Genomic DNA, 23,887 nt, shown 5'->3' on the forward strand with positions numbered 1-23,887 from the left:
TGGCGACCGATAGTGAAGCAGTACCGTGAGGAAAGGTGAAAAGCACCGCGGGAGCGGAGTGAAATAGAACCTGAAACCGTGCGCTTACAACAAGTCAGAGCCCGTTTTAGGGGTGATGGCGTGCCTTTGTAGAATGAACCGGCGAGTTACGTTCACGTGCAAGGTTAAGTCGGGAAGACGGAGCCGCAGCGAAAGCGAGTCTGAATAGGGCGCTTCAGTACGTGGGTGTAGACCCGAAACCGGGTGATCTACCCCTGTCCAGGGTGAAGGTGCGGTAACACGCACTGGAGGCCCGAACCCACGAATGTTGAAAAATTCGGGGATGAGGTGGGGGTAGCGGAGAAATTCCAATCGAACTCGGAAATAGCTGGTTCTCCCCGAAATAGCTTTAGGGCTAGCCTCGGTGTCGAGCATGCTGGAGGTAGAGCACTGATTGGGTGCGGGGCCCGCCAAGGGTTACCAAGTCCAGTCAAACTCCGAATGCCAGTCATGTATAACCGGGAGTCAGACGGTGAGTGCTAAGATCCATCGTCAAGAGGGAAACAGCCCAGATCATCAGCTAAGGTCCCCCAGTGTGTGTTAAGTGGGAAAGGATGTGGAGTTGCCCAGACAACCAGGATGTTGGCTTAGAAGCAGCCACCATTTAAAGAGTGCGTAATAGCTCACTGGTCGAGTGACTCTGCGCCGAAAATGTAACGGGGCTAAACACACCACCGAAGCTATGGCATGTACCAATGGGTACTTGGGTAGGGGAGCGTTGTGTATAGGTTGAAGTCAGACCGCAAGGACTGGTGGACAGTACACAAGTGAGAATGCCGGTATGAGTAACGAAAAGATCAGTGAGAATCTGATCCGCCGTAAGCCTAAGGGTTCCTGAGGAAGGTTCGTCCGCTCAGGGTAAGTCGGGACCTAAGGCGAGGCCGAAAGGCGTAGTCGAAGGACAACAGGTTGATATTCCTGTACCACCGTCAGCCGTTACGAGCAATGGGGTGACGCAGAAGGGTAGTGACGCGGACCGATGGATGTGTCCGTCAAGCAGTGAGGCTGGTTTGTTGGCAAATCCGCAAACCGTACGGCTGGGCTGTGATGGGGAGGGAAACTTATAGTACCGAAGGTCATGATCTCCGGCTGCCAAGAAAAGCCTCTAGCCAGGCGAAGGTGCCCGTACCGCAAACCGACACAGGTAGGCGAGCAGAGCATGCTAAGGCGCGCGGAGTAACTCTCGTTAAGGAACTCGGCAACATGACCCCGTAACTTCGGGAGAAGGGGTGCCTCGGTAGGGTGAATAGCCCGAGGGGGCCGCAGTGAAAAGGCCCAAGCGACTGTTTAGCAAAAACACAGGTCTGTGCGAAGCCGTAAGGCGAAGTATACGGGCTGACGCCTGCCCGGTGCTGGAAGGTTAAGGGGAGCGGTTAGGGGCAACCCGAAGCTGTGAACCGAAGCCCCAGTAAACGGCGGCCGTAACTATAACGGTCCTAAGGTAGCGAAATTCCTTGTCAGGTAAATTCTGACCCGCACGAATGGCGTAACGACTTGGGCGCTGTCTCAACGAGAGATCCGGTGAAATTTTACTACCTGTGAAGATGCAGGTTACCCGCGACAAGACGGAAAGACCCCATGGAGCTTTACTGCAGCTTGATATTGGACTTTGGTACGATCTGTACAGGATAGGTGGGAGCCTAGGAATCCGGAGCGCCAGCTTCGGAGGAGGCGCCGTTGGGATACCACCTGATCGTATCGGAGTTCTAACCTGGCACCGTGAAACCGGTGCAGGGACCGTGTCAGGCGGGCAGTTTGACTGGGGCGGTCGCCTCCTAAAATGTAACGGAGGCGCCCAAAGGTTCCCTCAGAATGGTTGGAAATCATTCGCAGCGTGCAAAGGCATAAGGGAGCTTGACTGCGAGACCTACAAGTCGAGCAGGGACGAAAGTCGGGCTTAGTGATCCGGTGGTACCGAATGGAAGGGCCATCGCTCAACGGATAAAAGCTACCCTGGGGATAACAGGCTTATCTCCCCCAGAGTCCACATCGACGGGGAGGTTTGGCACCTCGATGTCGGCTCATCGCATCCTGGGGCTGAAGTAGGTCCCAAGGGTTGGGCTGTTCGCCCATTAAAGCGGTACGCGAGCTGGGTTCAGAACGTCGTGAGACAGTTCGGTCCCTATCTGTCGTGGGCGCAGGAAATTTGAGAGGAGCTGTCCTTAGTACGAGAGGACCGGGATGGACGTACCGCTGGTGTACCAGTTGTTCCGCCAGGAGCACCGCTGGGTAGCTACGTACGGACGGGATAAGCGCTGAAAGCATCTAAGCGCGAAGCCCCCCTCAAGATGAGATTTCCCAGTATGTAAGACCCCTGGTAGACGACCAGGTTGATAGGCTCGAGGTGGAAGCGCGGCAACGTGTGCAGCTGACGAGTACTAATCGGTCGAGGGCTTATCCTATTCAAGCAAGACACAGCCGGTCATCACGGCATTTCGTTCGATCCAGTTTTCAGGGCGCAAGCTCGTTTTGCTTCAAGGACTAGTGCCGGAGAGCAGGACAAGTTGTGCAGGCATTTGGCGATGCCTGTCCTGAAACATGTGGCGGCATAGCTCAGCTGGCTAGAGCGTACGGTTCATACCCGTGAGGTCGGGGGTTCGATCCCCTCTGCCGCTACCACTTATACGGAAGCTTAGCTCAGCTGGGAGAGCATCTGCCTTACAAGCAGAGGGTCGGGGGTTCGATCCCCTCAGCTTCCACCATTATTGCCCGGAGCTGTGGTGTAGAGGCCTAACATGCCTGCCTGTCACGCAGGAGACCGCGGGTTCGAATCCCGTCAGCTCCGCCATTTTTTCAACAACATACGGCTCGGTAGCTCAGTTGGTAGAGCAAAGGACTGAAAATCCTTGTGTCGGCGGTTCGATTCCGTCCCGAGCCACCATTGGTTTTCTAAGTGAGCTACAATGGCGCATCTTAGAGCATTGTGGAGGGCTAGCGAAGTGGCCAAACGCAGCAGACTGTAAATCTGTTCTCTGACGAGTTCGGTGGTTCGAATCCATCGCCCTCCACCACTTCATTTTCAAGAGCCATTAGCTCAGTTGGTAGAGCACCTGACTTTTAATCAGGGTGTCGAAGGTTCGAGTCCTTCATGGCTCACCAGTTTTATCAATTCGAGTCCAGACGCTGTCTGGGCTTTTTTTGTGTTTAACGTGATTGGAATAGAGGCTCGTTGGAAGAGCCGCTCCGCTTCATGGTACACTTGGGTCATAGATCATCCAATCGCGCATCCAAAGACAGGAACAGGAGATGACACATGGCATCGGCAGACTGGCTGGAACAACTGAGGCATATCCTGGACGCAGACCTTCAGCTTCGCACCTATAAAGCAGCGGAATGGCAGCAGCTGGAGACGCTTCCCGAGGAGGATCCGGATCTGTTCCGGCTGCTGCCGGATGGAGCGGTGGCGGTGCAAGGGGCTGGAGAGCTCCTGCGAGCGGAGGTGCTGGAAATCCGGCGAGCGAGGCCGCTAGGCAAGACCGAGCTGCGCCTGGTCGGGTTGATGCTGGGTACGGTGAAGGCCAATAGAGCTTCGGTCGGAGCGTCTGCCGGAATGGAGAAGCAGACGGCTTCTCTCGGAGCCTGGATCATGGAGCAGCTGGACCGTCCGCAAGCGGACATGCTCCCGGAAGCTCTGACGATGAGCGGCCGACTTTATGCGGAGATGATTCCATTTCTGCTCATTCGAGAATATCACGGCCTCGCCGACGAGCCTTACGCCGAGCTGGACAAGCTGCTTCGCTCGTTTTTCGAGGAGGAAATTATCCTCCTGCCGCTGCAGCGCAATGAATGGCTCATTCTGAGTCCGACCGCCCCGCTGAGCGACACCCTCCTGGAATCGGGAGAAGAAGAAGAGTCGGAGGAGGAGAGCCTTCGTTCGATCGGACTCGGCCTGCATGAGATGCTGGCGAGCGAATGGCTCGGAGAATGCCATATCGCGATCGCCCTTCCGATCCAGCCGTCCAAATCGATCGTCGAGACGACCGCCTTGCTGCGGGAAACGGTGCAGCTTGGACGCCGCTTTCAGATTGGTGCAAGCGTACATCTGCCCTGGGAGCTTCACTTGGAAAGGCTGATCAGCGCGATTCCGGAAGGGGACCGCGCTCGATTCGTCGAGCAGGCGTTCAGCCGTTCCGATTATTATGTGGAGCCGGAGATCATGACGACGCTCGAGACGTTCTTTTCGCTCGACTGCAACGTGAGCGAGACGGCCAAAAAGCTGTACATCCACCGCAACACGCTTCTGTACCGCTTGGACAAGCTCAAGCAGGAGACCGGCCTGGACGTGAGGCTCTTCCGGGACGCAGTCATGGTCAAGGTCATTCTGCTATTGTATAAAGTTACGAAAAGACCCTGATTTTTTTGTAGGAGTTGTGCATAGTCACACGCTTACATTTTCGGTTAAGATGGAGCTACAAGAGGAACAACTGGAACTCACCATCACTCACATAGGGGGAAACGAACATGGCAGGCGTACGTTTAGAGCATGTTTACAAGAAATACCCTGGATCCGACAACGCATCGGTCAAGGACATCAACCTCGACATCAAGGACAAGGAATTCCTCGTTCTGGTCGGTCCGTCCGGCTGCGGCAAATCCACCACTCTTCGTATGATCGCTGGCCTTGAAGAAATCTCCGAGGGCAAGCTGTTCATCGGCGACCGCCTCGTGAACGACGTCGCTCCAAAAGACCGCGACATCGCGATGGTATTCCAATCCTACGCCCTGTACCCGCACATGAACGTGTACCAGAACATGGCCTTCGGCCTGAAGCTGCGCAAGTTCAAAAAAGCGGATATCGATAAGCGCGTGCGCGAAGCCGCGAAAATTCTCGACATCGAGCATCTGCTCGAACGCAAGCCGAAGGCGCTCTCCGGCGGTCAGCGCCAGCGTGTCGCCCTGGGCCGCGCCATCGTCCGCGAACCGCAAGTGTTCCTGATGGACGAACCGCTCTCCAACTTGGATGCCAAGCTCCGCGGCCAGATGCGCGCCGAGATCAGCAAGCTGACGAAGCGTCTGGAAACGACGACGATCTACGTTACCCATGACCAGATCGAAGCCATGACGATGGGCGACCGCATCGTCGTCATGAAGGACGGACTCATTCAACAAAACGCATCGCCGGAAGAGCTGTACAACCATCCGGTGAACATCTTCGTCGCAGGCTTCATCGGCGCTCCTGCCATGAACTTCATCAGCGGCACGCTGAACGAAGTGGCTGGCGCCCTGCGCTTCAAGGCTCCAGGCGTGGACGTCGTCCTGCCGGAAGGCAAGGCTCAGGCGCTGCGCGACAAAGGCTTCTCCGGCAAAGAGGTCATCCTCGGCGTTCGTCCAGAAGACCTGCATGAAGAGCCGGTCTTCATGGAAGCATCCCCGAACAGCATCGTGACGGCGAACATCGAAGTGGCGGAAAACCTCGGCCACGAGATGTACCTGTACCTGAACGGCATCGGCAACGATACGGTCATCGCTCGCGTAGACGGACGCTCCGGCATGCGCGACGGCACGACCGTCAAGCTGGCGCTGGACATGAACAAGGTCCACATCTTCGACAAAGCGACCGAGCTGAACCTGTTCGAGAACTAATTTCGATGAATGAAAAAGGCGATCCCATACGGGATCGCCTTTTTTGGCGAGGAACGAGGACGGGAAAGCGGCGGACGAGGGGCTTCAGGGAGAGAAGCCATATGGGGCGAGCGCCGTTTCGACTTGGCCGTTCAGCCGCTTCAGCTCTGGAACTGCAGCAGGCGCATCGTCGAGCTTGTAGCGGAGCTTCAGCGCCAGGATGCGGTACACGCTGTCGTTGAGCCTCTGGGTCGTAATCGTCCCGTTCTGGACAGCCTTTTGCAGAGAGTCTTGGACAAGCTGCATTTGCCGAGCATCATGGCTGACGAGCACGACATCTCCGCCAGCGGCCACGAACCGCACCGCCGCTTCGCCCAGCTCATAGTTGTCCTTGATCGCGCCCATCGTCATGTCATCGCTGACGACGAGCCCTTCGAAGCCGAGCTTGCCTCGCAGCAATCCGTCGATGATCTTGCTCGAGAGGGTGGCCGGCCAGTCGGGATCGAGCTTGGGAAGCAGCATGTGCGCGATCATGACGGCATCCGCGTCTTCCTCGATGGCGGCTTCGAACGGCGCCAGCTCGATTTTTGACAATCGGCTCATCGAATGGTTCAAGACGGGAAGCTGCTTGTGCGAATCGACGGATGTATCCCCATGTCCGGGAAAATGCTTAGCGACACCGAGAACGCCAGCCTTCCGATGGGCTTTCAGCTGGGCGATGCCCAGCTTGGCGACGAGCTCCGGGCTGCCACCGAACGAGCGGTCGCCGATGACCGGGTTGTCGGGATTGCTGTTCACGTCCAGCACCGGGGCGAAGTTCACGTTGAAGCCGAACGCCTTGACTCGTTCAGCCTGCTGTCTGCCTACGGCCCCAGCGTATGCGGCATCTCCGCTCGCACCTACCGTGCCGCTGGCCGGCAGCCGGGTCATGGAAGAGGGGAACCGGGAGACGCGTCCGCCTTCTTCGTCTACGCCAAGAAAGAGCGGCTGTCCGCCGGCTTGGCGATTGAGTCTCTTGAGCTCATTCAACAGCGCGACGGTGCTGGAGATCGTCTCCATATTGCGGCGGAACAGGATGAACCCACCGACCTGCCGCTGCTCGATGAGGCGTACGACCGCTTGATCCGGCATGCGGCCGTCAACGCCGGCAAGCTGCAGCTGGCCGATCTTTTCCTTCGTGGCCATCCGCAGCACCTGATCGGCGAGCTGCTTTTGCTGCGCTGCGGATAGGCCGGAGATGCGGGGCCAGGAGGTTGCAGCGGCCGCGGGCGAAGCCGGGGCGGAAAACGAAGCGGTTGGCGATCCGGGCACGGAGGGCATTGCCGTCGATGGAGCAGGGGCATATGGCGGCGCGGGCTCGGCTGCCACAGCAGAGGAGGAGCCAGGGGCATGTGCCGGCGAGCTGACCTGATCGGCAGAGGGGACAGGCCCCAAGAGAGCGGCAGATACCGGCGCGAGGGCGGCAACGGCTGCTGTGAGCGCATCCGGCGAGTCCGCCGGCCAAGTTGCCGCATAGGCGATCGGCAGCGCTGCCGCTGCAGGAAGCAGCAGGCAGGCCAAGAGCCGCAGGGGACGCAGCCGCGACGGGGACTTTCGTGTTGATCTCATCAAGCAGCACCTCCTTGGAAAAGGAACTCGCAGTCGGAACGATCCGCTTGCAGGATTGGACGAAAAGCGTTTTCAAAAGGTTTCTCCGGCGACGATCGCGAATCCTTCCCAAAGCGGAAAAAGCGGTCCCTTCTCGGCTACGTTGCGCCGAAAGCGGATTTCCATTAGGATGGAACTAACAGCCAAGGAGCTAAGGACGACCATTATTCCTACATAAGTCTTGCATAAGGAATCGATACAGGGAGGCTTCCATGCCTAAAAAAGTGAAGGTATCCGAATTGATCCAGCCGTTCCAGCTGGAAATCCTGGCCGGCGAGGACGGGCTGATGCGTTACATCACGACCGATGATCTGTACCGGCCTGCTCTGGAAATGGCCGGCTATTTTCATTATTACCCGAAAGAGCGCGTTCAATTGCTCGGCAAGACCGAGCTCGCCTTCATCGAGACGCTGGGCAGCGAAGAGCGCCGGGAACGTCTGGAGCGGCTCTGCCATGACGAGACGCCGTGCATTCTGCTGACGCGCGGACTCGAGCCGCCGGCGGAACTGCTGGAGCAGGCATCGGAGAAGCAGATTCCGGTGCTCCGCAGCCAGATTTCGACGACGATCTTCTCCAGCCGGCTGACGAACTTCCTGGAGCGCCGGCTCGCGCCGACGACGACGATCCACGGCGTGCTCGTCGACGTCTACGGGATGGGCATCCTGATTACCGGGGGGAGCGGCATCGGCAAGAGCGAAACGGCGCTCGAGCTCGTCAAGCGCGGCCATCGGCTCGTCGCCGACGACGCGGTGGAGATCCGCCAGACGTCGGACGGCCAGCTGCACGGCACCGCGCCGGAGCTGATCCGCCACCTGCTGGAGATCCGCGGCCTGGGCATCATCAACGTGATGACGCTGTTCGGAGCAGGAGCGATCCGCAACAACAAGCGCATCAGCGTGGTCATTCGGCTGGAGAACTGGCAGCCGGACAAGCAGTACGACCGGCTCGGCCTGGACGAGGAGACGACGCGCATCATCGAGACCGACGTGCCGCTCGTCACCGTGCCGGTCCGTCCCGGTCGCAACCTGGCGGTCATCATCGAGGTGGCGGCGATGAACTACCGGCTCAAGCGCATGGGCTACAATGCGGCCCTTCAGTTCACGAACAAGCTGACCGAGACGATCGCCGACGATATGGACGACTACGAATAATAGAACGGAAAGAGGTCTGTCTGGATGACGCCTATCAGCCTTCTCATTGACCCTATCGCTTTTAATCTGGGACCGATCACGGTCCATTGGTACGGCATCATTCTCGGGCTCGGCGCGCTCGCCGGCCTGCTGCTGGCCATCCGCGAGGGCAAGCGCTTCGGGCTTTCCTCCGATTTCTTCATGGATATCCTGCTGCTCGGCGTGCCATCGGCCATCATCGCGGCGAGAGCCTATTTCGTCCTGTTCAAGTGGGACTACTACCGCGAGAATCCCGGCGAGATCTTCGCCATCTGGAACGGCGGCATCGCCATCTACGGCGCGCTGATCGGCGCCGTCATCAGCGCGATGATCTACTGCCGCGCCAAAGGCTACAGCTTCTGGCGGATCGCCGACATCTGCGCGCCCTCGCTGCTCATCGGACAGATCATCGGACGCTGGGGCAACTTCGTCAATCAGGAAGCCTACGGCGGACCGGTCACCAAGCGCTTCCTCACCGGCGAGCTGCATCTGCCGGACTGGATCGTGAACCAGATGTACGTCGAGAAGGACGGCTTGTTCCATCATCCGACCTTCCTGTACGAATCGCTGTGGAACGTGCTCGGCATCGCGCTGATCTTCGTGCTGCGCCGCCGCCCATGGGTGCGGTCGGGAGAAGTGTTCTTCACCTATCTGATCTGGTATTCGATCGGCCGCTTCTTCATCGAAGGGCTGCGTACGGACAGCTTGGCGTTCAACGGCCCGTCCTGGCTCGCTTCGCTGATGGACGCGCTCTGGTCGCCGATGACCGCTGTCTTCCAAGCCGGATTCCTCGATCCGAACTACGGCGACGTCCGCAGCTCCCAGCTGATCGCGGTGCTGACCGTGCTCGCCTGCGTGATCCTGATCGCGGTACGGCGCCGGGCAGGCTGGTCCTCGGAGCGATACAGCGATCCGATCCTCAACCGCAAGACCGGCTTGCCGGCCGGCGCGGAATCCGACACGGCGACCGCCGCCGCTGCCAAGCGCAAGGAGAATCAAGATGACCCGCAAAATCAAAACCCTACTGTTTGACCTCGACGGCACGATTCTGGATACGAACGAGCTCATCATCCGCAGCTTCGTGCATGCGCTGCAAGGCGTCGCGCCCGAAGGCTTCGGGCGGGAGCAGATGATTCCGCATATGGGGCTGCCGCTGCTCGATCAGATGAACCTGTTTTCCGGCTTGCCGGATTCGTCGCATCTGATCCCCATCTACCGGGAGATGAATCTGCGCCTCCATGACGATCTCGTCAAGCCGTTTCCCCATACGCTCGAAGTGCTGCAGCGCCTCAAGCAGGAAGGCTTCCAGCTCGGCGTCGTCACGACGAAAATCCGCCTGACGACGGACAAAGGCCTCAAGCTGACCGGCCTGTTCGAGCTGATGGACGCCATCGTCACGATGGATGACGTGACCCGGCCGAAGCCCGACCCGGAGCCGGTGCGGCTCGCGATGGTGCGGCTCGGAGCGGATCCGGCGGCGACGTTCATGGTCGGCGACAGCGCGGTCGACATGCAGGCCGCGATCGAAGCCGGCGCGGTGCCGGTCGGCGTCTCCTGGTCGCTCAAGGGCGAGCAGCTGCTTCGCGACTACGGAGCCGAGCATGTGCTGTACGACATGAGGGATCTGTACGCGCTGGTCGGGCTGGAGCCGAGCTCCGCGTGAGGCGGGTGGAGCGGTATCCGACCGAGGGACCGAACGCGCTGTGGCAGGTATATCGGACTGTCAGCCGCTTCAAGGCCGTCCGCAACTTCGCGGCCATCCAAGTTTCGCGGTACTGCCCGTCTCTGCCGGTCAAGAACTGGATCTACCGGAACGTGCTCGGCATGAAGGTGGGACGGACGACATCCTTCGCGCTCATGGTCATGGTCGATGTCTTTTTCCCGGAGCGAATCACCGTCGGCGACAACTGCATCATCGGTTACAATACGACGATCCTGACGCATGAGTACCTCATCCGCGAGTATCGGCTCGGCGACGTCGTCATCGGCAACGAGGTGATGATCGGAGCCAATACGACGATCCTCCCGGGCGTGTCGATCGGGGACGGCGCGGTCGTAGCGGCCGGCTCGGTCGTGCACCGGGATGTCCCCGCTGGAGCGTTCGTCGGAGGCAATCCGGCACGACCGATCGAGAGGAACCGGACAGACCGGTGAGGGAAGGAACTTTGCAAGCTCCGAGCAGCCTTCGGCCATAGCGGACGTTAGGGGAATGGAAGCGGCACGAGCCGCCTCTGCCGGCGACAGCCGGCCGGAGGCGGCTTAACGCAGGTTGACGATGAGCGGCGTTCGTGATAGTATAACCAGTACCTTTACTTTGGCAGTATGGTAATATGGTAGTACATCAACGCGTTAAAGCATAACGCGATCCTATAGGAGAATGATTTATGTCGAAACCGAAGGTGTTTGAAAAACCGGTCGGGGTCAAGGATTACTTGCCTCACGCCGTGTCGAAGCTGCGCCAGATCGAGCGCAGCGTGCTCAGCTGCATGGCTGGCTGGGGCTATGAGCAGATCATGACGCCGACGCTGGAGTATTACGATACGGTCGGCGTCGCCAGCTCGACGTCGGACCAGCGGCTGTTCAAGCTGCTCAACAACCGCGGCACGACGCTCGTGCTGCGCTCGGACATGACAGCGCCGATCGCGAGGGTCGTCGCTTCCCTGCTGCGGGAGCAAGAGTTTCCGCTGCGGCTGTCGTATCATGCCAGCGTCTTCCGCGCATTCGAGAATGAGGCGGGGCGGGACGCGGAGTTTTTCCAGACGGGCGTGGAGTTTGTCGGAGATGCGTCCGCCGAGGCTGATGCCGAGGTGATCGCGCTTGCTATCGCGTCGCTGCAGGCGGCCGGCGTGCAGCGGTTCCGGATGGCCGTCGGCCATGTCGGCTTCCTGAACGGGCTGCTGGAGGAGCTACTGCCGGGCCGGGAGGACGATCAGAGCCGACTCAAGGATTATTTGCTGAACCGCGATCATGTCGGCTATCGCGACGAGCTGCGGCGCATAGGCCTCGCCGAGAGCGTGCGGGGGGAGCTGGAGGGGCTGCTGCGCCTGCGCGGCGGACGCGAGGTGTGCGAGCAGGCGGTGGAGCTTAGCGCCAACGAGACGGCACGCAGCGCGATCGGCCATTTGTGCGGAATCTGGGACGTGTTGGACGCCTATGGCGTGAGCGAGCATGTGCTGATCGACCTGACGATGATCGGCGACTTTTCCTATTATACGGGCATGACGTTCGAAGGCTACGCATCGGATCTCGGCTTTCCGGTCGCGGCCGGCGGCCGGTACGACAACCTGCTGCAGCAGTTCGGACGTCCGGCTCCGGCGACGGGCTTCGCGATCAAGACGACGCGCGTGCTCGAGCTGGTCGGCGAGGAGAGCGAGCCGCAGCGGCGCATCCTGATCGGCTACGATGCCGCATCGCGCGAGCGAGCGCTGGCCGAGGCGAGCCGCCTCCGCAGAGAGGGCGCCGTTGTCGTAACGGCGCTGCTGGAGGCGCCGGGCGTGGCGCATGGCGAGCACGGTCAGGGCGCCACAGCTGCGGAAGAGGCATTGGAGCGCAAGGCACGGAGGCTGCCGGACGGGGAGTCGGTCCGGTACGGCGGTCAGACGTACGGGGTTTTTGTTCCATTTTTCAACGATGATGAAGCCGGAGAGGGGGCGGGCCGATGAACGAGACGAAGGATATCCTCAAGGTGGCGATGCCCAAGGGCCGCATCTACAAGCAGGCGTCCCGCCTCTTCCGCGAAGCGGGACTGCTGATCCAGGAGGACCTGGAGGACACGCGCAAGCTCATCATCGAGGTGCCGGACGCGCGGATGGAGCTCATCATGGCCAAGCCGGTCGACGTGCCGACCTACGTGGAGTACGGCGTAGCGGACATCGGGGTCGTCGGCAAGGACGTGCTGATGGAGGAAAACAAAGACGTCTACGAGCTGCTTGATCTCGGCATTGCGCCGTGCCGCATGTCGGTCATCGGCTTGCCGGACTGGAAGCCGGTCATGAACCCGCGCGTGGCGACCAAGTATCCGAACGTCGCTTCGCAATACTTCCGCGAGCGCGGCCAGCAGGTGGAGGTCATCAAGCTGAACGGCTCGATCGAGCTGGCGCCGCTGATCGGCCTCGCCGATCGGATCGTCGACATGGTCGAGACGGGCCAGACGCTGCGCGACAACGGCCTCGTGGAGATGGAGCCGATGTTCGGCGTCACGAGCCGCCTGATCGCCAACCGCGTCAGCTACCGGATGAAGAACGACCGCATCCAGTCGCTGTGCGATCGGCTGCAGGCGACGCTGTCAGCACGAGTCTAGGAATACGAAGGAAAGGGGAGAAGGGCGATGCGAATCATGCGAGCGGAGCAGTTCAAGCTGAGCCGGGAGGTCGAGTACGGGACGCCGGAGCAGAATGAATCGGTGCGGCAGACGGTGGAGGCGCTGCGGACACGGGGCGACGAGGCGCTGCTGGAGCTGACGGAGCGCTACGACGGCGTGCGGCTGAGCGCGGCGCAGCTGCGGGTCGGGGAGGAGGAAATCCAGGCCGCCTACAGCCGGGTCGAGCCGGACTTCCTCGAGGCGCTGCGCCTGGCGGCGGCCAACATCCGCGCCTATCACGAGCGGCAGAAGCGCCAGTCCTGGATGGACGTGCAGCCGGACGGCACGATGCTCGGGCAGGTGATCCGCCCGCTGAAGCGCGTCGGCGTCTATGTGCCGGGCGGCAAGGCAGCCTATCCGTCGTCGGTGCTCATGAACGTCATCCCAGCCCAGGTGGCCGGCGTGCCGGAGATCGTCATGGTCACGCCGCCGGCGACCGGGGGCAAGCCGGGCATCGACCCGTACATCCTCGTCGCGGCGGCCGAAGCGGGCGTGCGGGAGATGTACCGCATCGGCGGCGCGCAGGCCGTCGCGGCGCTGGCCTACGGCACCGCGACGATCCCCCCTGTCGACAAGATCACCGGTCCGGGCAACATCTATGTCGCACTTGCCAAGCGCGCCGTGTACGGCGCGGTCGACATCGACAGCCTGGCCGGTCCGAGCGAGATCGCGGTTCTGGCGGACGAGACGGCCGATCCGGCCTACGTCGCGGCGGACCTGCTGTCGCAGGCGGAGCATGACGAGATGGCGTCGAGCCTGCTGATTACACCTTCGGCGGCGCTGGCCGAAGCGGTCGCCGCAGAGGTGGAGCGGCAGCTGCCGCTGCTGCCGCGGGCCGCGATCGCGCGCGAGTCGATCGACCGCCACGGAGCCGTATTGCTCGTCGACTCGCTGCAGGCGGGCGTGGACGTCGTCAATCGGCTGGCGCCGGAGCATCTGGAGATCATGACGGCCGATCCGATGGGGCTGCTCGGCTCGATCGAGAACGCCGGCGCGATCTTCCTCGGGCCGTACAGCTCGGAGCCGGTCGGCGATTACTTCGCCGGTCCGAACCACATCATCCCGACCAACGGGACGGCACGCTTCAGCTCGCCGGTGAACGTGGACGACTTCGTCAAGAAGTCGAGCCTCATCTCGTACAGCCGCGAGGCGCTGCTGCGGGACGGGGCGCACATCATGACGATGGCCCGTCACGAGGGGCTGGAGGGGCATGCCCGCGCGATCGAGGCGCGGCTGGACAAGGAAGCGGCCGCAGGCGCGGCCGGACATGAGAACACAGAAGGAAAGAGGGCATAGAGATGGCGACTGGGGACAACGGGCGGGAGCTCCGCCGCGCCGAGGTGGCGCGCAAGACGAACGAGACGGACATCAAGCTGGCGTTCGCCGTGGACGGCACCGGCGTATCGGAGATCGAAACGGACGTGCCGTTCTTGAACCATATGCTGGACCTGTTCACGAAGCACGGCCAGTTCGACCTCAAGGTCGACGCCCGCGGCGACGTGGATATCGACGACCACCATACGGTGGAGGACATCGGCATCTGCCTCGGCCGGACGCTGGCCGAAGCGCTCGGCGACAAGCGCGGCATCAAGCGGTACGCGAGCGTGTTCGTGCCGATGGACGAGGCGCTCGCGCAGGTCGTCGTCGACCTGAGCAACCGGCCTCATTTCGAATACCGGGCCGAGTATCCTTCCCAGCAGGTCGGCAGCTTCTCCACCGAGCTCGTCCATGAGTTCCTCTGGAAGCTGGCGCTCGAGGGCCGCTTCACGCTGCATGTCATCGTGCACTACGGCAAAAACACGCATCACATGATCGAGGCGGTGTTCAAGGCGCTCGGACGCGCGCTCGACGAGGCGACTTCCATCGATCCCCGCGTGCAGGGCGTGCCCTCCACCAAGGGAGTGCTCTAGCATGAGCCGGATCGCGGTCATCGACTATGGGCTCGGCAATCTGCACAGCGTCAGCAAGGCGGTGGAGCGGCTCGGCTGCGAAGCGCTGGTCACGTCCGAGCAGGCGGAGATTCTAAGCGCGGACGGGGCGATCCTGCCCGGCGTCGGCGCGTTCGGCGACGCGATGGAATTCCTGCGCGAGACCGGCATGGACGAGGCGACGCGCGCGTTCGCCGCTTCGGGCAAGCCGCTGCTCGGCATCTGCCTCGGCATGCAGCTGCTGTTCGACGAGGGCGAGGAGCACGGCCCGCATCGAGGGCTGGGACTGCTCCCGGGCCGCGTCGTGCGGTTTCAGGGCGAGTACAAGATCCCGCACATGGGGTGGAACCGGCTGGAGTTCCGGCAAAAGAGCCCGCTGCTGGAAGGGCTGGAGGAGGGCCATGTGTACTTCGTGCATTCCTACCATGCGCTTCCGGCGGATTCTTCCGATCTGATCGCGGTGACGGACTACCATCAGCCGGTGACGGCGATCGTCGGCCGCGGCAACGTGACCGGGATGCAGTTCCATCCCGAGAAGAGCGGCGAGCTCGGCATGAGCCTGCTGCGCAGCTTCCTGAGGCTGGCCGGCGCGCCGGCGGCACCAGACAACCGATAGGGCGAGAGGCCCGCTAGTGGAGGAAAAGACATGTCTACATTCACGATCTATCCCGCGATCGATATCCGCGGCGGCAAGGCGGTCCGACTCGTGCAGGGCGACTACGCCCAGGAGACCGTCTACAACGACAGCCCGGTGCAGGCGGCCCGGGACTGGGAGGCGCAAGGCGCGTCTTGGATCCATCTCGTCGACCTCGACGGCGCCAAGGCGGGCCATCCCGTGAACGCCGAGCTGATCGGCGAGATCGCGCGCTCGGTATCGGTGCCCGTGCAGCTGGGCGGCGGCCTCCGCACCGAGGCGGACGTCGAAAGGCTGCTGTCGCTCGGCGTCTCGCGCGTCATTCTGGGCACGGCGGCGATCGAGGACCGCGCGTTCGTCGAGCGCGTGCTGGCGTCGCATGGGGAGCGCGTGGCGATCGGCATCGACGCCAAGAACGGCTACGTCGCGACGCGCGGCTGGCTGGAGACGAGCGAGGTCAAGGCCGAGGAGCTGGCCAAGGAGCTCGCGGCCAAAGGCGCGAAAACGTTCATTTTCACCGACATCTCCCGCGACGGCATGATGCAGGGCCCCAACGTGGAGGCGATCCGCTCGCTGGCCGCCTACTCGGGAGCCGAGGTCATCGCCTCGGGCGGCGTCAGCCGGATCGAGGATCTGCGCACGCTGGCCGAGCACGCCCAGGAGGGCATCAGCGGCGCGATCGTCGGCAAGGCGCTGTATACCGGAGCGATCTCGCTCGCGGACGCGGTGCGGGAGCTGCAGCCGCAGCGCCAGGGAAATTAGCGAAAGAAGGGTGAGCCCATGCTGGCCAAACGAATCATTCCTTGCCTCGACGTGAAGGACGGGCGCGTCGTCAAAGGTGTCAATTTCGTCAACCTGCGGGATGCCGGAGATCCGGTCGAGCTCGCCTCCATCTATGACCGCGAAGGAGCGGACGAGCTCGTGTTCCTCGACATCTCCGCTTCGGTGGAAGGAAGGGCGACGATGATCGAGGTCGTCCGCCGCACGGCGGGCGAGATCACGATTCCGTTCACGGTGGGCGGCGGCATCTCGCAGACGGACGACATGAAGCGCATCCTGCGCGCGGGCGCGGACAAGATCGGCATCAATACGGCGGCGGTGCTGAATCCGCAGCTCATATCGGACGGGGCGCGCCGCTTCGGCTCGCAGTGCATCGTCGTAGCCGTGGATGCCCGCTTCAACCCGGAATGGGGAGAGTGGGAGGTCTATACGCACGGCGGCCGCAAGCCGACGGGGCAGCGGGCGCTGGAATGGGTACGGCGCGCCGAGGAGCTCGGTGCCGGCGAGCTGCTGCTGACGAGCATGGATGCGGACGGCACCAAGGACGGCTTCGACCTCGCGCTCACGCGCGCGGTGTCGCAGTCGGTCGGCATTCCGGTCATCGCCTCGGGCGGGGCGGGGCGCAAGGAGCATTTCGGCGAGGTGTTCCGGGAAGCTGGCGCGGATGCGGGACTGGCGGCGACGATCTTCCACTATAAGGAGCTGACGATCGCCGAGGTCAAGGACGAGCTGCGGCAGGAAGGAGTGGCGGTACGATGAGCAAGGATCAGCAGGCGTCAGGCGGGCTCGCGCTCGATCTGAGCCGCATCAAGTACGACTCGGCCGGCCTCGTGCCGGCCGTCGTGCAGGACGCGGTCACGAAGGAAGTGCTCATGCTCGCCTACATGAGCGAGGAATCGCTGCGCCTCTCGCTGGAGAGCGGCGAGACGTGGTACTGGAGCCGCTCGCGTCAGGAGCTGTGGCATAAAGGGGCGACGAGCGGACATACGCAGCGCATCTGCTCGATCCGCTACGACTGCGACGGCGACACGCTGCTCGTGCGCGTCGAGCAGCAGGGGCCGGCCTGCCACACCGGCGCGTACAGCTGCTTCCACAACGCGCTTCCGGTGGCTGGAGGCGAGGCTGGCGCGGAAGCTTCGGACGTAGACCGCTTCGCGATGCTCGGCGAGCTGGAGAGCACGATCGCCCAGCGATATGCGGAGCGTCCGGACGGCGCATATACGACGTACTTGTTCGAAAAGGGGCTCGACAAAATCCTCAAGAAGTTCGGCGAGGAGAGCATCGAGGTCGTCATCGCCGCCAAGAACGGCGACAACGAGGAGCTTCGCGCGGAGGCGGGCGACCTGCTGTTCCACCTGATGGTGCTGCTTCGCGAGCGGGGCCTCGCTTTCGACGAGGTGATGGCGGTGCTCCGCGAGCGCCACGGCCAGCCGACGACGAACAAGATGAATCGTTAGCGAGCTTAGAGGGCCCCGGCAGGTTGGCCGGAGCCCTCTAAGCGAGAAGCGGTGAGCAGCGAGTTCCGGGAGATGCCGGAACGAGAGCGGTTAGCAGCGAGTTCCGGGAGATGCTGGAACGAGAGCGCTTAGCAGCGAGTTCCGGGAGATGCCGGAACGAGAGCGCTAGGGGAGGCTGCCCTGGCGAGAGCAGGAAAGGAGTCCGTCCATGACGATCCGCATCGACTACCATACCCATCACGAGCGCTGCGGCCATGCGGTCGGCAAGCTGGAGGACTATGTCCTCCAGGGCATCCGCAGCGGCCTCGCGCAGATCGGCCTGTCCGACCACATGCCGCTGCTGCATGTGAAGCCGGAGGACTATTACCCCGAAATGGCCATGCCGATGGAGGAGCTTCCCCGCTACGTCGAGGAGGTGCTCGAGCTGCGGGAGAAGTACCGCGGCCAGATCGATATCCGCCTCGGCCTCGAGGGAGACTACATCGAGGGCTATGAGGAGCCGATCCGGGCGATCATCGAGGCTTATCCGTGGGATTACGTCATCGGCTCGGTCCATTTCCTCGGCACGTGGGACATCACCGACTACCGGCAGACGGCGGGCTGGGAAGGCCGCGACCGGCTGAGGACGTACGAGCAGTACTACGATGCCGTCATCAAGGCGGCGCGGACCGGCTTCTACGACTACATCGGGCATATCGACGTCATCAAGCGGTTCGGCTACGCGCCGGAGCAGGACGTGACGCATCTCGAGGACGCCGCGCTGCAGGCGGTCGCAGAGGCCGGCATGGCGATCGAGCTCAACGCCTCGGGCCTGCGCCTGCCGTGCGCGGAGATGTTTCCGGGCCCGCGCATGCTGAAGCGCGCGCATGAGCTCGGCATTCCGGTCACGATCGGCTCCGACTGCCACCAGCCGGAGCGGCTCGAGCAGTACTTGCCCGAAGCGCGCGAGGCGCTGCGGGAGGCCGGATACTCCCAGCTGCTTACGTTCCGCGATCGCAAGCGCTTCCCGATTCCTTTTTGAAATCTGCGGCTCACGATGTATAATAGATGTGTCGAACACGCAGGCCTTTAGCAGGATGATGTCAAATTTTTGGTTGGAACGCTCAGGAGGGTATCATGTTTAGCGACAAGTTGCGAATTTTCTCGGGTTCCTCGAACCCGGAGCTGGCGAGGAAGATCAGTGCGGAGCTGGGGCTGCCGCTTGGGGCGATCACGATTTCCCGCTTCAAGAGCGGAGAGGTCTACTGCCACTACGAGGAGACGATTCGGAACTGCCACGTGTTCCTTGTACAGTCTTTCTCCCACCCGATCAACGAGAACCTCGTAGAGCTGCTCGTCATGATCGATGCCGCCAAGCGCGCGTCGGCCAAGACGATCAACATCATCATGCCGTACTACGGCTACGCGCGCCAAGAACGCAAATCGGCGCCGCGCGAGCCGATCTCGGCCAAGATGCTGGCGGACATTCTGACGACCGTCGGGGCGACCCGCATCATCACGATCGACCTTCATGCTCCGGCTATCCAAGGCTTCTTCAACATCCCGGTGGACCATCTGACGGCGCTGGATCTCATCAGCGATCACCTCAAGAGCAAGAACATCAAGAATCCCGTTGTCGTTTCCCCTGATGCCGGACGGGCTTCCACGGCGGAGAAGCTGGCCAACTACCTGGATTCGCCTTTCGCTATCATGATTAAAAAACGCCCGGCCCACAACGAGTCCGTCATCACCCACGTCATCGGCGATGTCGAAGGCCAGACCCCGATCATCATCGAGGATTTGATCGACACCGGCACGACGATCGTCAACGTCGTCGAGGGACTCAAAGAGCGCGGCGCCGAGGACGTCTACGTCTGCGCGACGCATCCGCTGTTCTCGGGCAATGCCTTGCAGAAGCTGGATCATCCGCTCATCAAGGAAGTCGTCGTGACCGACTCCATCGCGCTGCCGGAGGTCCGTTCGGACCGCTTCAAAGTGCTCTCCGTCGCTCCCATGCTGGCGGATGCCACCAAGATCATCATGCAGGGCGGCTCGATCAGCACCCTGTTCAAAAATGCCGGCGTCTGACCGGCTCACCTGCTCTTCCGAAGAACGGAAGGCCATTCGCGGCCTTCCGTTTTTTGACGTTTCCCATCCTCATTTTCTACCGTGTGTCGTGCAATTCGTTATGGTATAATCATGTGCGTTCAATGGATAAAGGTCATAAGAGGAGGTGCCTTGGCGGGTGAAAGAGGACAACAGGGCGGCTGCGGACCAGGCAGCGAAGATTATACCGATCCAGTGGGACGCGACGTTCTTCTTCGAGCGTGCGGTGCGCTCGATGGACCGCTATCACTACGACAAGGCGCTGAAATATTTCCGCAGAGCCGCGGAGTACGAGCCGGACAACCCGGTCAATCATTGCAATCTGGCCGGAATCCTGTCGGAGACGGGCCAATACGAGGAATCCAACCGGATTCTCGTCGAGATTATAGAGACGCTGGATCCGTCGATGACGGAATGCTTCTTTTATATGGCCAACAACTACGCCAACATGGAGCAGTACGACAAGGCCGAGCGGGCACTGCTGCGTTATCTCGAAGAAGACGAGGAAGGCCACTACCTGGACGACGCCGAGGAAATGATGGAGCTGCTCCAGTACGAGCTCAAGCGTCCGGCTCCAGCCGTGACGATCAAGGCGCGCCAGGGAACGGCGGATCATGATCGCGCCCGCTCCTTGCTCGAGGAGGGCAAGTTCGCCCAGGCGGCCAAGCTGCTGCAAGCGATATTGGAGCGGACGCCGGACTTCATGGCGGCGCGCAACAATCTCGCGCTGGCTTACTACTATATGGGGCGTCTCGAGCAGGCGATGGAGACGATTCGCGAGGCGCTGGAGCAGGAAGCGGACAACCTCCATGCCCTGTGCAACCTGGCGATCTTCTACCAGCATGCGGACGACCGGGAGCAGCTGGAGCGGCTGGCCGACCGGCTGCGCCGGACCGTGCCCTTCCATCAGGAGCATGTGTTTAAGCTCGCGACGACGATGGGTATCCTAGGAGAGCATGAATGCGCGCTGGGCCACTTCCGCCGGCTGCTGAAGTCGGGATCGGGAGAGCACGAGGCGTCCCTCTACCACTACGCGGCGGTGGCGGCCGTGCATTCCGACCGGCTGGAGGAGGCGGGGCGGTTCTGGCGGCAGGCGGCGCGGCTCGATCCGGAATCCGACGTAGCCCGGTACTACCTGGAGCAGCTGCCGCTGCTGAGAGAGCAGGATGCCCGAAAGACGGCCAGCTACCAGTATCACCTGCCATTCGAGGAGCAGTTCCGCATGTGGGAGCGGACGCCGGACTCGATGCCCGAAGGGATGAGCAGCAACCCGCTCGTTCGCTCGTCGTTTTTCTGGGCGCTGCGCCACGGCGACCGCAAGACGAAGCTGCAGGTCATTCAGGCGCTCGCGGCGATCGGGGACGGCGAGGTGCAGGAGGCGCTGCGGGCGTTCTTGCTGGAGCCGGACGAGGAAGACGATCTCAAGCGCATCGCGCTGTTCGTGCTGCGCAAGCTCGGCATGGACGAGCCGGTGCCTGCCGTCCTGGGCGGATGCCGCCGGATGCTGGACTGGATGGCCGAGAGCGCGAGCGAGGACGGCAGCCCGCTGCCGGGCTGGGAGCCGGGCTGGCAGACCGTGCTCGATACCGCGTACCGCCATATGGCGAAGGACTACGGGGTGCTCCAGCAATACGATATGATGAAGCTCTGGCTCGACTATCTGGCCCGAGCCTATCCGCATGTGCCGCGCGTGGCCAAGCCGGAGAGCTGGTCGGCCGCGCTCGAATATCTGACCGCCAAGCAGCATCGTCGGACGGTTTCGTACCAAGAGGTAGCGGAGCGCTACGGCGCGTCCGCCGCTACGGTGAGCAAGCATGCGAAGCGCATCGATGAGATTTGCGGACGTTGGGAAAAGTAATGGATGAACGTTTCATGAAAAATCGTCTGCGGTTTTGACGGATCGCCTTGCTTTGAATTAGAATAATTATAATCAAGCAGGCAACAAGGAGGAGTTTCATCGTGTACAAATCCATTATTATCGGTACCGGACCTTCCGGTCTCACCGCAGCCATCTATCTGGCGCGCGCGAATATGAATCCGCTTGTCATCGAAGGCCCGGAGCCGGGCGGACAGCTGACGACGACGACCGAGGTCGAGAACTTCCCTGGTTTCCCTGAAGGCATCCTAGGTCCTGACCTCATGGCCAACACGCGCAAGCAGGCGGAGCGGTTCGGCGCTGAATTCCGCACGGGCTGGGTCAACAGCGTCGACCTGTCCCAGCGTCCGTTCAAAATCCAGGTGGAAGGACAGGGCGAGCTCGTCGCCGAGTCGCTCATCATCTCCACCGGCGCATCCGCTCGATACCTGGGCATCCCGGGAGAGAAGGAAAACGTCGGCCGCGGCGTCAGCACATGCGCGACCTGCGACGGCTTTTTCTTCCGCGGCAAAAAGATCGTCGTCGTCGGCGGCGGCGATTCCGCCATGGAGGAAGCGAACTTCCTGACGCGCTTCGCCACCGACGTCGAGCTGGTGCATCGCCGCGACGAGATGCGGGCTTCCAAGATCATGCAGGATCGCGCCCGCGACAACGAGAAGATCAGCTTCGCGCTCAACCGCACGCCGGTCGAGGTCGTCGCCGGGCCGCTCGGCGTCACCGGCCTCAAGGTGCGCAACAACGAGACGAGCCAGGAAGAGCTCATCGAGACGGACGGCATCTTCGTGGCGATCGGGCACACGCCGAACACGAAATTCCTCGGCGGCCAGGTCGAGACCGACGATCACGGCTATATCGTCGTGAAGCCGGGCACGACCGAGACGAACGTGCCGGGCGTGTTCGCTTGCGGCGACGTGCAGGATACGAAATACCGCCAGGCGATCACCGCTGCAGGCAGCGGATGCCAAGCGGCTCTGGACTGCGAGAAATACCTCGAAGGCTCGATGGTGCACGACTGGAGCCAATCCCTTTAAGCTTTGCTCGCGAGCGTCCCCGTCCCTTCGGATGGCGGACGCTTTTTCTTTCGTGACGGCCTTGACGGGGTGACGGACGGAACACATCCAATCGTATCCCGACCGCCCGCCATACCGGCTCGTCAACCGCCTGTCCGCCAACCGCGTAACCGCTTGCGGAGCGCTTGGAAAATAGGCCGCCCTGCGTGCTGAAACACGCTCGCTGCCCGCTCCTAAACGCGGCGCGGCGCGGCCCGCCGGGGTGCGTTGTTACCTTGACCTAACCCATGCCTTCGCTTATAGTAGCTAAAGAAGTTAAACTTAATCAGTTGAGGTGGCTATCACATGTCAGAGACGATCTACGTTGGAGCAGATATCGGCGGCACCGCCATTAAAGTTGGAGTATGCAGCGCGGCCGGCGATCTGCTCCAGACGTACGAGGGACCGACCGAAGCGAGCCATGGGGCGGACCGCATCGTCGACAATATCGTCAAGTACGTACGCCATATCGTCGAAGCGACCGGACATTCCTGGGAGCAGGTAGGCGGCGTCGGCATCGGAATCGCCGGATTTCTCGACATTCCGAACGGCATCGTGAAGTTCTCCAATAATTTGAACATACGCAACGTGCCTCTGAAGCAGATGCTCGAGGACCAGCTCGGCGTCACCGTCAAGGTGAACAACGACGCCAACGTGGCCGCGCTCGGCGAAGCTTGGGCCGGAGCCGGACGCGGCGTGCCGAACTGCGTCTGCTACACGCTCGGCACGGGCGTCGGCGGCGGCGTCATCATCGGCGGCCGCATCTACGAGGGCTATAACGGCATGGCCGGCGAGCTCGGCCACATGTCGATCGTGCCCGATCTGGAAGCGATCCAGTGCACCTGCGGCATGACGGGCTGCCTGGAGACGGTCTCCTCGGCGACGGGCATCATCCGCATGGCCAAGGACGCCGTTGCCCGCGGCGACAAGACGAGCCTCTCGCTCGTCCCGAACCTCATGGCCAAGGAAGTCATCGACGCCGCCAAGGAAGGCGACGAGGTCGCGGCGCGCATCGTCAACCGCGCAGCCTACTACCTCGGGCGCTCGATGGCGGCGACGGCGGTCACGCTCAACCCGCAGCGCTTCATCGTCGGCGGCGGCGTCGCCAAAGCCGGAGACTTCCTGTTCGACCAGATCCGCGAAGTGTTCGCCAAGTACACGCAGCCGGAAGCCAAGGAAGGCGTCGAGATCGTCGCGGCTACGCTCGGCAACAATGCCGGCGTCGTCGGAGCGGCCGGCCTGATCCTCCGCTCCTAGTCCGGCCTGCCGCCGCGCCGCGGCGGCTTTTCGGCTTGATCCAG

20 protein-coding genes, 6 tRNA genes and 1 rRNA gene (1 of these 27 only partly in view) are annotated in these 23,887 nt (G+C 62.0%); 26 read left to right on the plus strand and 1 reads right to left on the minus strand.

Features of this window, described 5'->3' with window-relative positions:
* From HGI30_RS01295 to HGI30_RS01335, 9 genes are all read left to right on the plus strand, one after another.
* Positions 1–2,441: ribosomal RNA gene (locus HGI30_RS01295) — 23S ribosomal RNA — on the plus strand; it begins 484 nt to the left of the window's first position.
* 140 nt (positions 2,442–2,581) lie between these two features.
* Positions 2,582–2,658 (plus strand) — tRNA-Met (locus HGI30_RS01300).
* A 7-nt stretch (positions 2,659–2,665) separates the two neighbouring features.
* A tRNA-Val gene (locus HGI30_RS01305) sits at positions 2,666–2,741 on the plus strand.
* Between the two features lie 9 nt (positions 2,742–2,750).
* A tRNA-Asp gene (locus HGI30_RS01310) sits at positions 2,751–2,827 on the plus strand.
* 17 nt (positions 2,828–2,844) lie between these two features.
* Positions 2,845–2,920, plus strand: a tRNA-Phe gene (locus tag HGI30_RS01315).
* 44 nt (positions 2,921–2,964) lie between these two features.
* Positions 2,965–3,050: transfer RNA gene (locus HGI30_RS01320), tRNA-Tyr, on the plus strand.
* 12 nt (positions 3,051–3,062) lie between these two features.
* Positions 3,063–3,138, plus strand: a tRNA-Lys gene (locus HGI30_RS01325).
* Positions 3,139–3,292: 154 nt separating this feature from the next.
* Positions 3,293–4,393, plus strand: a complete 1,101-nt coding sequence (locus tag HGI30_RS01330) for a PucR family transcriptional regulator (RefSeq protein WP_168906046.1) — start codon at positions 3,293–3,295, stop codon at positions 4,391–4,393.
* Between the two features lie 107 nt (positions 4,394–4,500).
* Positions 4,501–5,622, plus strand: a complete 1,122-nt coding sequence (locus HGI30_RS01335; RefSeq protein WP_168906047.1) for an ABC transporter ATP-binding protein — start codon at positions 4,501–4,503, stop codon at positions 5,620–5,622.
* Between the two features lie 84 nt (positions 5,623–5,706).
* Here the strand turns inward: HGI30_RS01335 and nagZ are convergent, their stop codons facing one another.
* The gene (gene nagZ / locus HGI30_RS01340) at positions 5,707–6,786 is read right to left on the minus strand and encodes a beta-N-acetylhexosaminidase (RefSeq protein WP_168906048.1); all 1,080 of its coding nucleotides are present in this window, start codon (positions 6,784–6,786) and stop codon (positions 5,707–5,709) included.
* Positions 6,787–7,460: 674 nt separating this feature from the next.
* Here nagZ and hprK point away from each other — a divergent pair.
* From hprK to HGI30_RS01425, 17 genes are all read left to right on the plus strand, one after another.
* Positions 7,461–8,399, plus strand: coding sequence for an HPr(Ser) kinase/phosphatase (gene hprK / locus HGI30_RS01345; protein WP_168906049.1), 939 nt, complete (start codon positions 7,461–7,463; stop codon positions 8,397–8,399).
* 24 nt (positions 8,400–8,423) lie between these two features.
* A complete protein-coding gene (lgt, locus tag HGI30_RS01350; protein ID WP_168906050.1) occupies positions 8,424–9,449 on the plus strand; it encodes a prolipoprotein diacylglyceryl transferase in 1,026 nt (341 codons plus the stop codon).
* A complete protein-coding gene (locus HGI30_RS01355) occupies positions 9,418–10,080 on the plus strand; it encodes an HAD-IA family hydrolase (RefSeq protein ID WP_168906051.1) in 663 nt (220 codons plus the stop codon). The genes lgt and HGI30_RS01355 overlap by 32 nt, the downstream gene beginning before the upstream one ends.
* Positions 10,077–10,571 carry an acyltransferase gene (locus HGI30_RS01360; protein WP_168906052.1) on the plus strand — a complete coding sequence of 165 codons (495 nt, stop codon included), beginning with the start codon at positions 10,077–10,079 and terminating at the stop codon, positions 10,569–10,571. Before HGI30_RS01355 ends, HGI30_RS01360 begins: the two co-directional genes overlap by 4 nt.
* 230 nt (positions 10,572–10,801) lie before the next feature.
* On the plus strand, positions 10,802–12,079 hold the full coding sequence (locus tag HGI30_RS01365) for an ATP phosphoribosyltransferase regulatory subunit (RefSeq protein WP_168906053.1): 1,278 nt from the start codon (positions 10,802–10,804) through the stop codon (positions 12,077–12,079).
* Complete coding sequence (gene hisG, locus HGI30_RS01370) at positions 12,076–12,717, plus strand: ATP phosphoribosyltransferase (protein ID WP_168906054.1); 642 nt, start codon at positions 12,076–12,078, stop codon at positions 12,715–12,717. Before HGI30_RS01365 ends, hisG begins: the two co-directional genes overlap by 4 nt.
* Before the next feature lie 27 nt (positions 12,718–12,744).
* Entirely contained in the window at positions 12,745–14,073 is a 1,329-nt protein-coding gene (gene hisD, locus HGI30_RS01375; protein WP_168906055.1) for a histidinol dehydrogenase, read from the plus strand.
* Positions 14,074–14,075: 2 nt separating this feature from the next.
* Positions 14,076–14,687, plus strand: a complete 612-nt coding sequence (gene hisB / locus HGI30_RS01380) for an imidazoleglycerol-phosphate dehydratase HisB (protein WP_168906056.1) — start codon at positions 14,076–14,078, stop codon at positions 14,685–14,687.
* Position 14,688: 1 nt separating this feature from the next.
* On the plus strand, positions 14,689–15,321 hold the full coding sequence (hisH, locus tag HGI30_RS01385; RefSeq protein ID WP_168906057.1) for an imidazole glycerol phosphate synthase subunit HisH: 633 nt from the start codon (positions 14,689–14,691) through the stop codon (positions 15,319–15,321).
* Between the two features lie 30 nt (positions 15,322–15,351).
* Positions 15,352–16,101: a 1-(5-phosphoribosyl)-5-[(5-phosphoribosylamino)methylideneamino]imidazole-4-carboxamide isomerase gene (gene hisA / locus HGI30_RS01390; RefSeq protein ID WP_168906058.1), complete on the plus strand. Its 750-nt coding sequence runs from the start codon at positions 15,352–15,354 to the stop codon at positions 16,099–16,101.
* An 18-nt stretch (positions 16,102–16,119) separates the two neighbouring features.
* Complete coding sequence (gene hisF, locus HGI30_RS01395) at positions 16,120–16,878, plus strand: imidazole glycerol phosphate synthase subunit HisF (protein WP_168906059.1); 759 nt, start codon at positions 16,120–16,122, stop codon at positions 16,876–16,878.
* Positions 16,875–17,576: a bifunctional phosphoribosyl-AMP cyclohydrolase/phosphoribosyl-ATP diphosphatase HisIE gene (gene hisIE / locus HGI30_RS01400; RefSeq protein WP_168906060.1), complete on the plus strand. Its 702-nt coding sequence runs from the start codon at positions 16,875–16,877 to the stop codon at positions 17,574–17,576. Before hisF ends, hisIE begins: the two co-directional genes overlap by 4 nt.
* Positions 17,577–17,790: 214 nt before the next feature.
* A complete protein-coding gene (gene hisJ / locus HGI30_RS01405) occupies positions 17,791–18,597 on the plus strand; it encodes a histidinol-phosphatase HisJ (protein WP_168909659.1) in 807 nt (268 codons plus the stop codon).
* A gap of 95 nt (positions 18,598–18,692) precedes the next feature.
* A complete protein-coding gene (locus tag HGI30_RS01410; protein ID WP_168906061.1) occupies positions 18,693–19,643 on the plus strand; it encodes a ribose-phosphate diphosphokinase in 951 nt (316 codons plus the stop codon).
* 157 nt (positions 19,644–19,800) lie between these two features.
* On the plus strand, positions 19,801–21,519 hold the full coding sequence (locus tag HGI30_RS01415) for a tetratricopeptide repeat protein (protein ID WP_168906062.1): 1,719 nt from the start codon (positions 19,801–19,803) through the stop codon (positions 21,517–21,519).
* Positions 21,520–21,620: 101 nt separating this feature from the next.
* Complete coding sequence (gene trxB / locus HGI30_RS01420) at positions 21,621–22,568, plus strand: thioredoxin-disulfide reductase (RefSeq protein ID WP_168906063.1); 948 nt, start codon at positions 21,621–21,623, stop codon at positions 22,566–22,568.
* 324 nt (positions 22,569–22,892) lie between these two features.
* Entirely contained in the window at positions 22,893–23,843 is a 951-nt protein-coding gene (locus tag HGI30_RS01425; protein ID WP_168906064.1) for an ROK family glucokinase, read from the plus strand.
* Positions 23,844–23,887 lie beyond the last annotated feature (44 nt).

It is taken from the genome of Paenibacillus albicereus, from assembly GCF_012676905.1.
Lineage (GTDB): Bacteria > Bacillota > Bacilli > Paenibacillales > Paenibacillaceae > Paenibacillus_O > Paenibacillus_O albicereus.

Coding starts and splice junctions, on each gene's coding strand:
- HGI30_RS01330 (WP_168906046.1), top strand. CDS start 3,293: ATGGCATCGGCAGACTGGCTGGAACAACTGAGGCATATCCTGGACGCA.
- HGI30_RS01335 (WP_168906047.1), top strand. CDS start 4,501: ATGGCAGGCGTACGTTTAGAGCATGTTTACAAGAAATACCCTGGATCC.
- nagZ (WP_168906048.1), bottom strand. CDS start 6,786: ATGGCCACGAAGGAAAAGATCGGCCAGCTGCAGCTTGCCGGCGTTGAC.
- hprK (WP_168906049.1), top strand. CDS start 7,461: ATGCCTAAAAAAGTGAAGGTATCCGAATTGATCCAGCCGTTCCAGCTG.
- lgt (WP_168906050.1), top strand. CDS start 8,424: ATGACGCCTATCAGCCTTCTCATTGACCCTATCGCTTTTAATCTGGGA.
- HGI30_RS01355 (WP_168906051.1), top strand. CDS start 9,418: ATGACCCGCAAAATCAAAACCCTACTGTTTGACCTCGACGGCACGATT.
- HGI30_RS01365 (WP_168906053.1), top strand. CDS start 10,802: ATGTCGAAACCGAAGGTGTTTGAAAAACCGGTCGGGGTCAAGGATTAC.
- hisG (WP_168906054.1), top strand. CDS start 12,076: ATGAACGAGACGAAGGATATCCTCAAGGTGGCGATGCCCAAGGGCCGC.
- hisD (WP_168906055.1), top strand. CDS start 12,745: ATGCGAATCATGCGAGCGGAGCAGTTCAAGCTGAGCCGGGAGGTCGAG.
- hisB (WP_168906056.1), top strand. CDS start 14,076: ATGGCGACTGGGGACAACGGGCGGGAGCTCCGCCGCGCCGAGGTGGCG.
- hisH (WP_168906057.1), top strand. CDS start 14,689: ATGAGCCGGATCGCGGTCATCGACTATGGGCTCGGCAATCTGCACAGC.
- hisA (WP_168906058.1), top strand. CDS start 15,352: ATGTCTACATTCACGATCTATCCCGCGATCGATATCCGCGGCGGCAAG.
- hisF (WP_168906059.1), top strand. CDS start 16,120: ATGCTGGCCAAACGAATCATTCCTTGCCTCGACGTGAAGGACGGGCGC.
- hisIE (WP_168906060.1), top strand. CDS start 16,875: ATGAGCAAGGATCAGCAGGCGTCAGGCGGGCTCGCGCTCGATCTGAGC.
- HGI30_RS01410 (WP_168906061.1), top strand. CDS start 18,693: ATGTTTAGCGACAAGTTGCGAATTTTCTCGGGTTCCTCGAACCCGGAG.
- HGI30_RS01425 (WP_168906064.1), top strand. CDS start 22,893: ATGTCAGAGACGATCTACGTTGGAGCAGATATCGGCGGCACCGCCATT.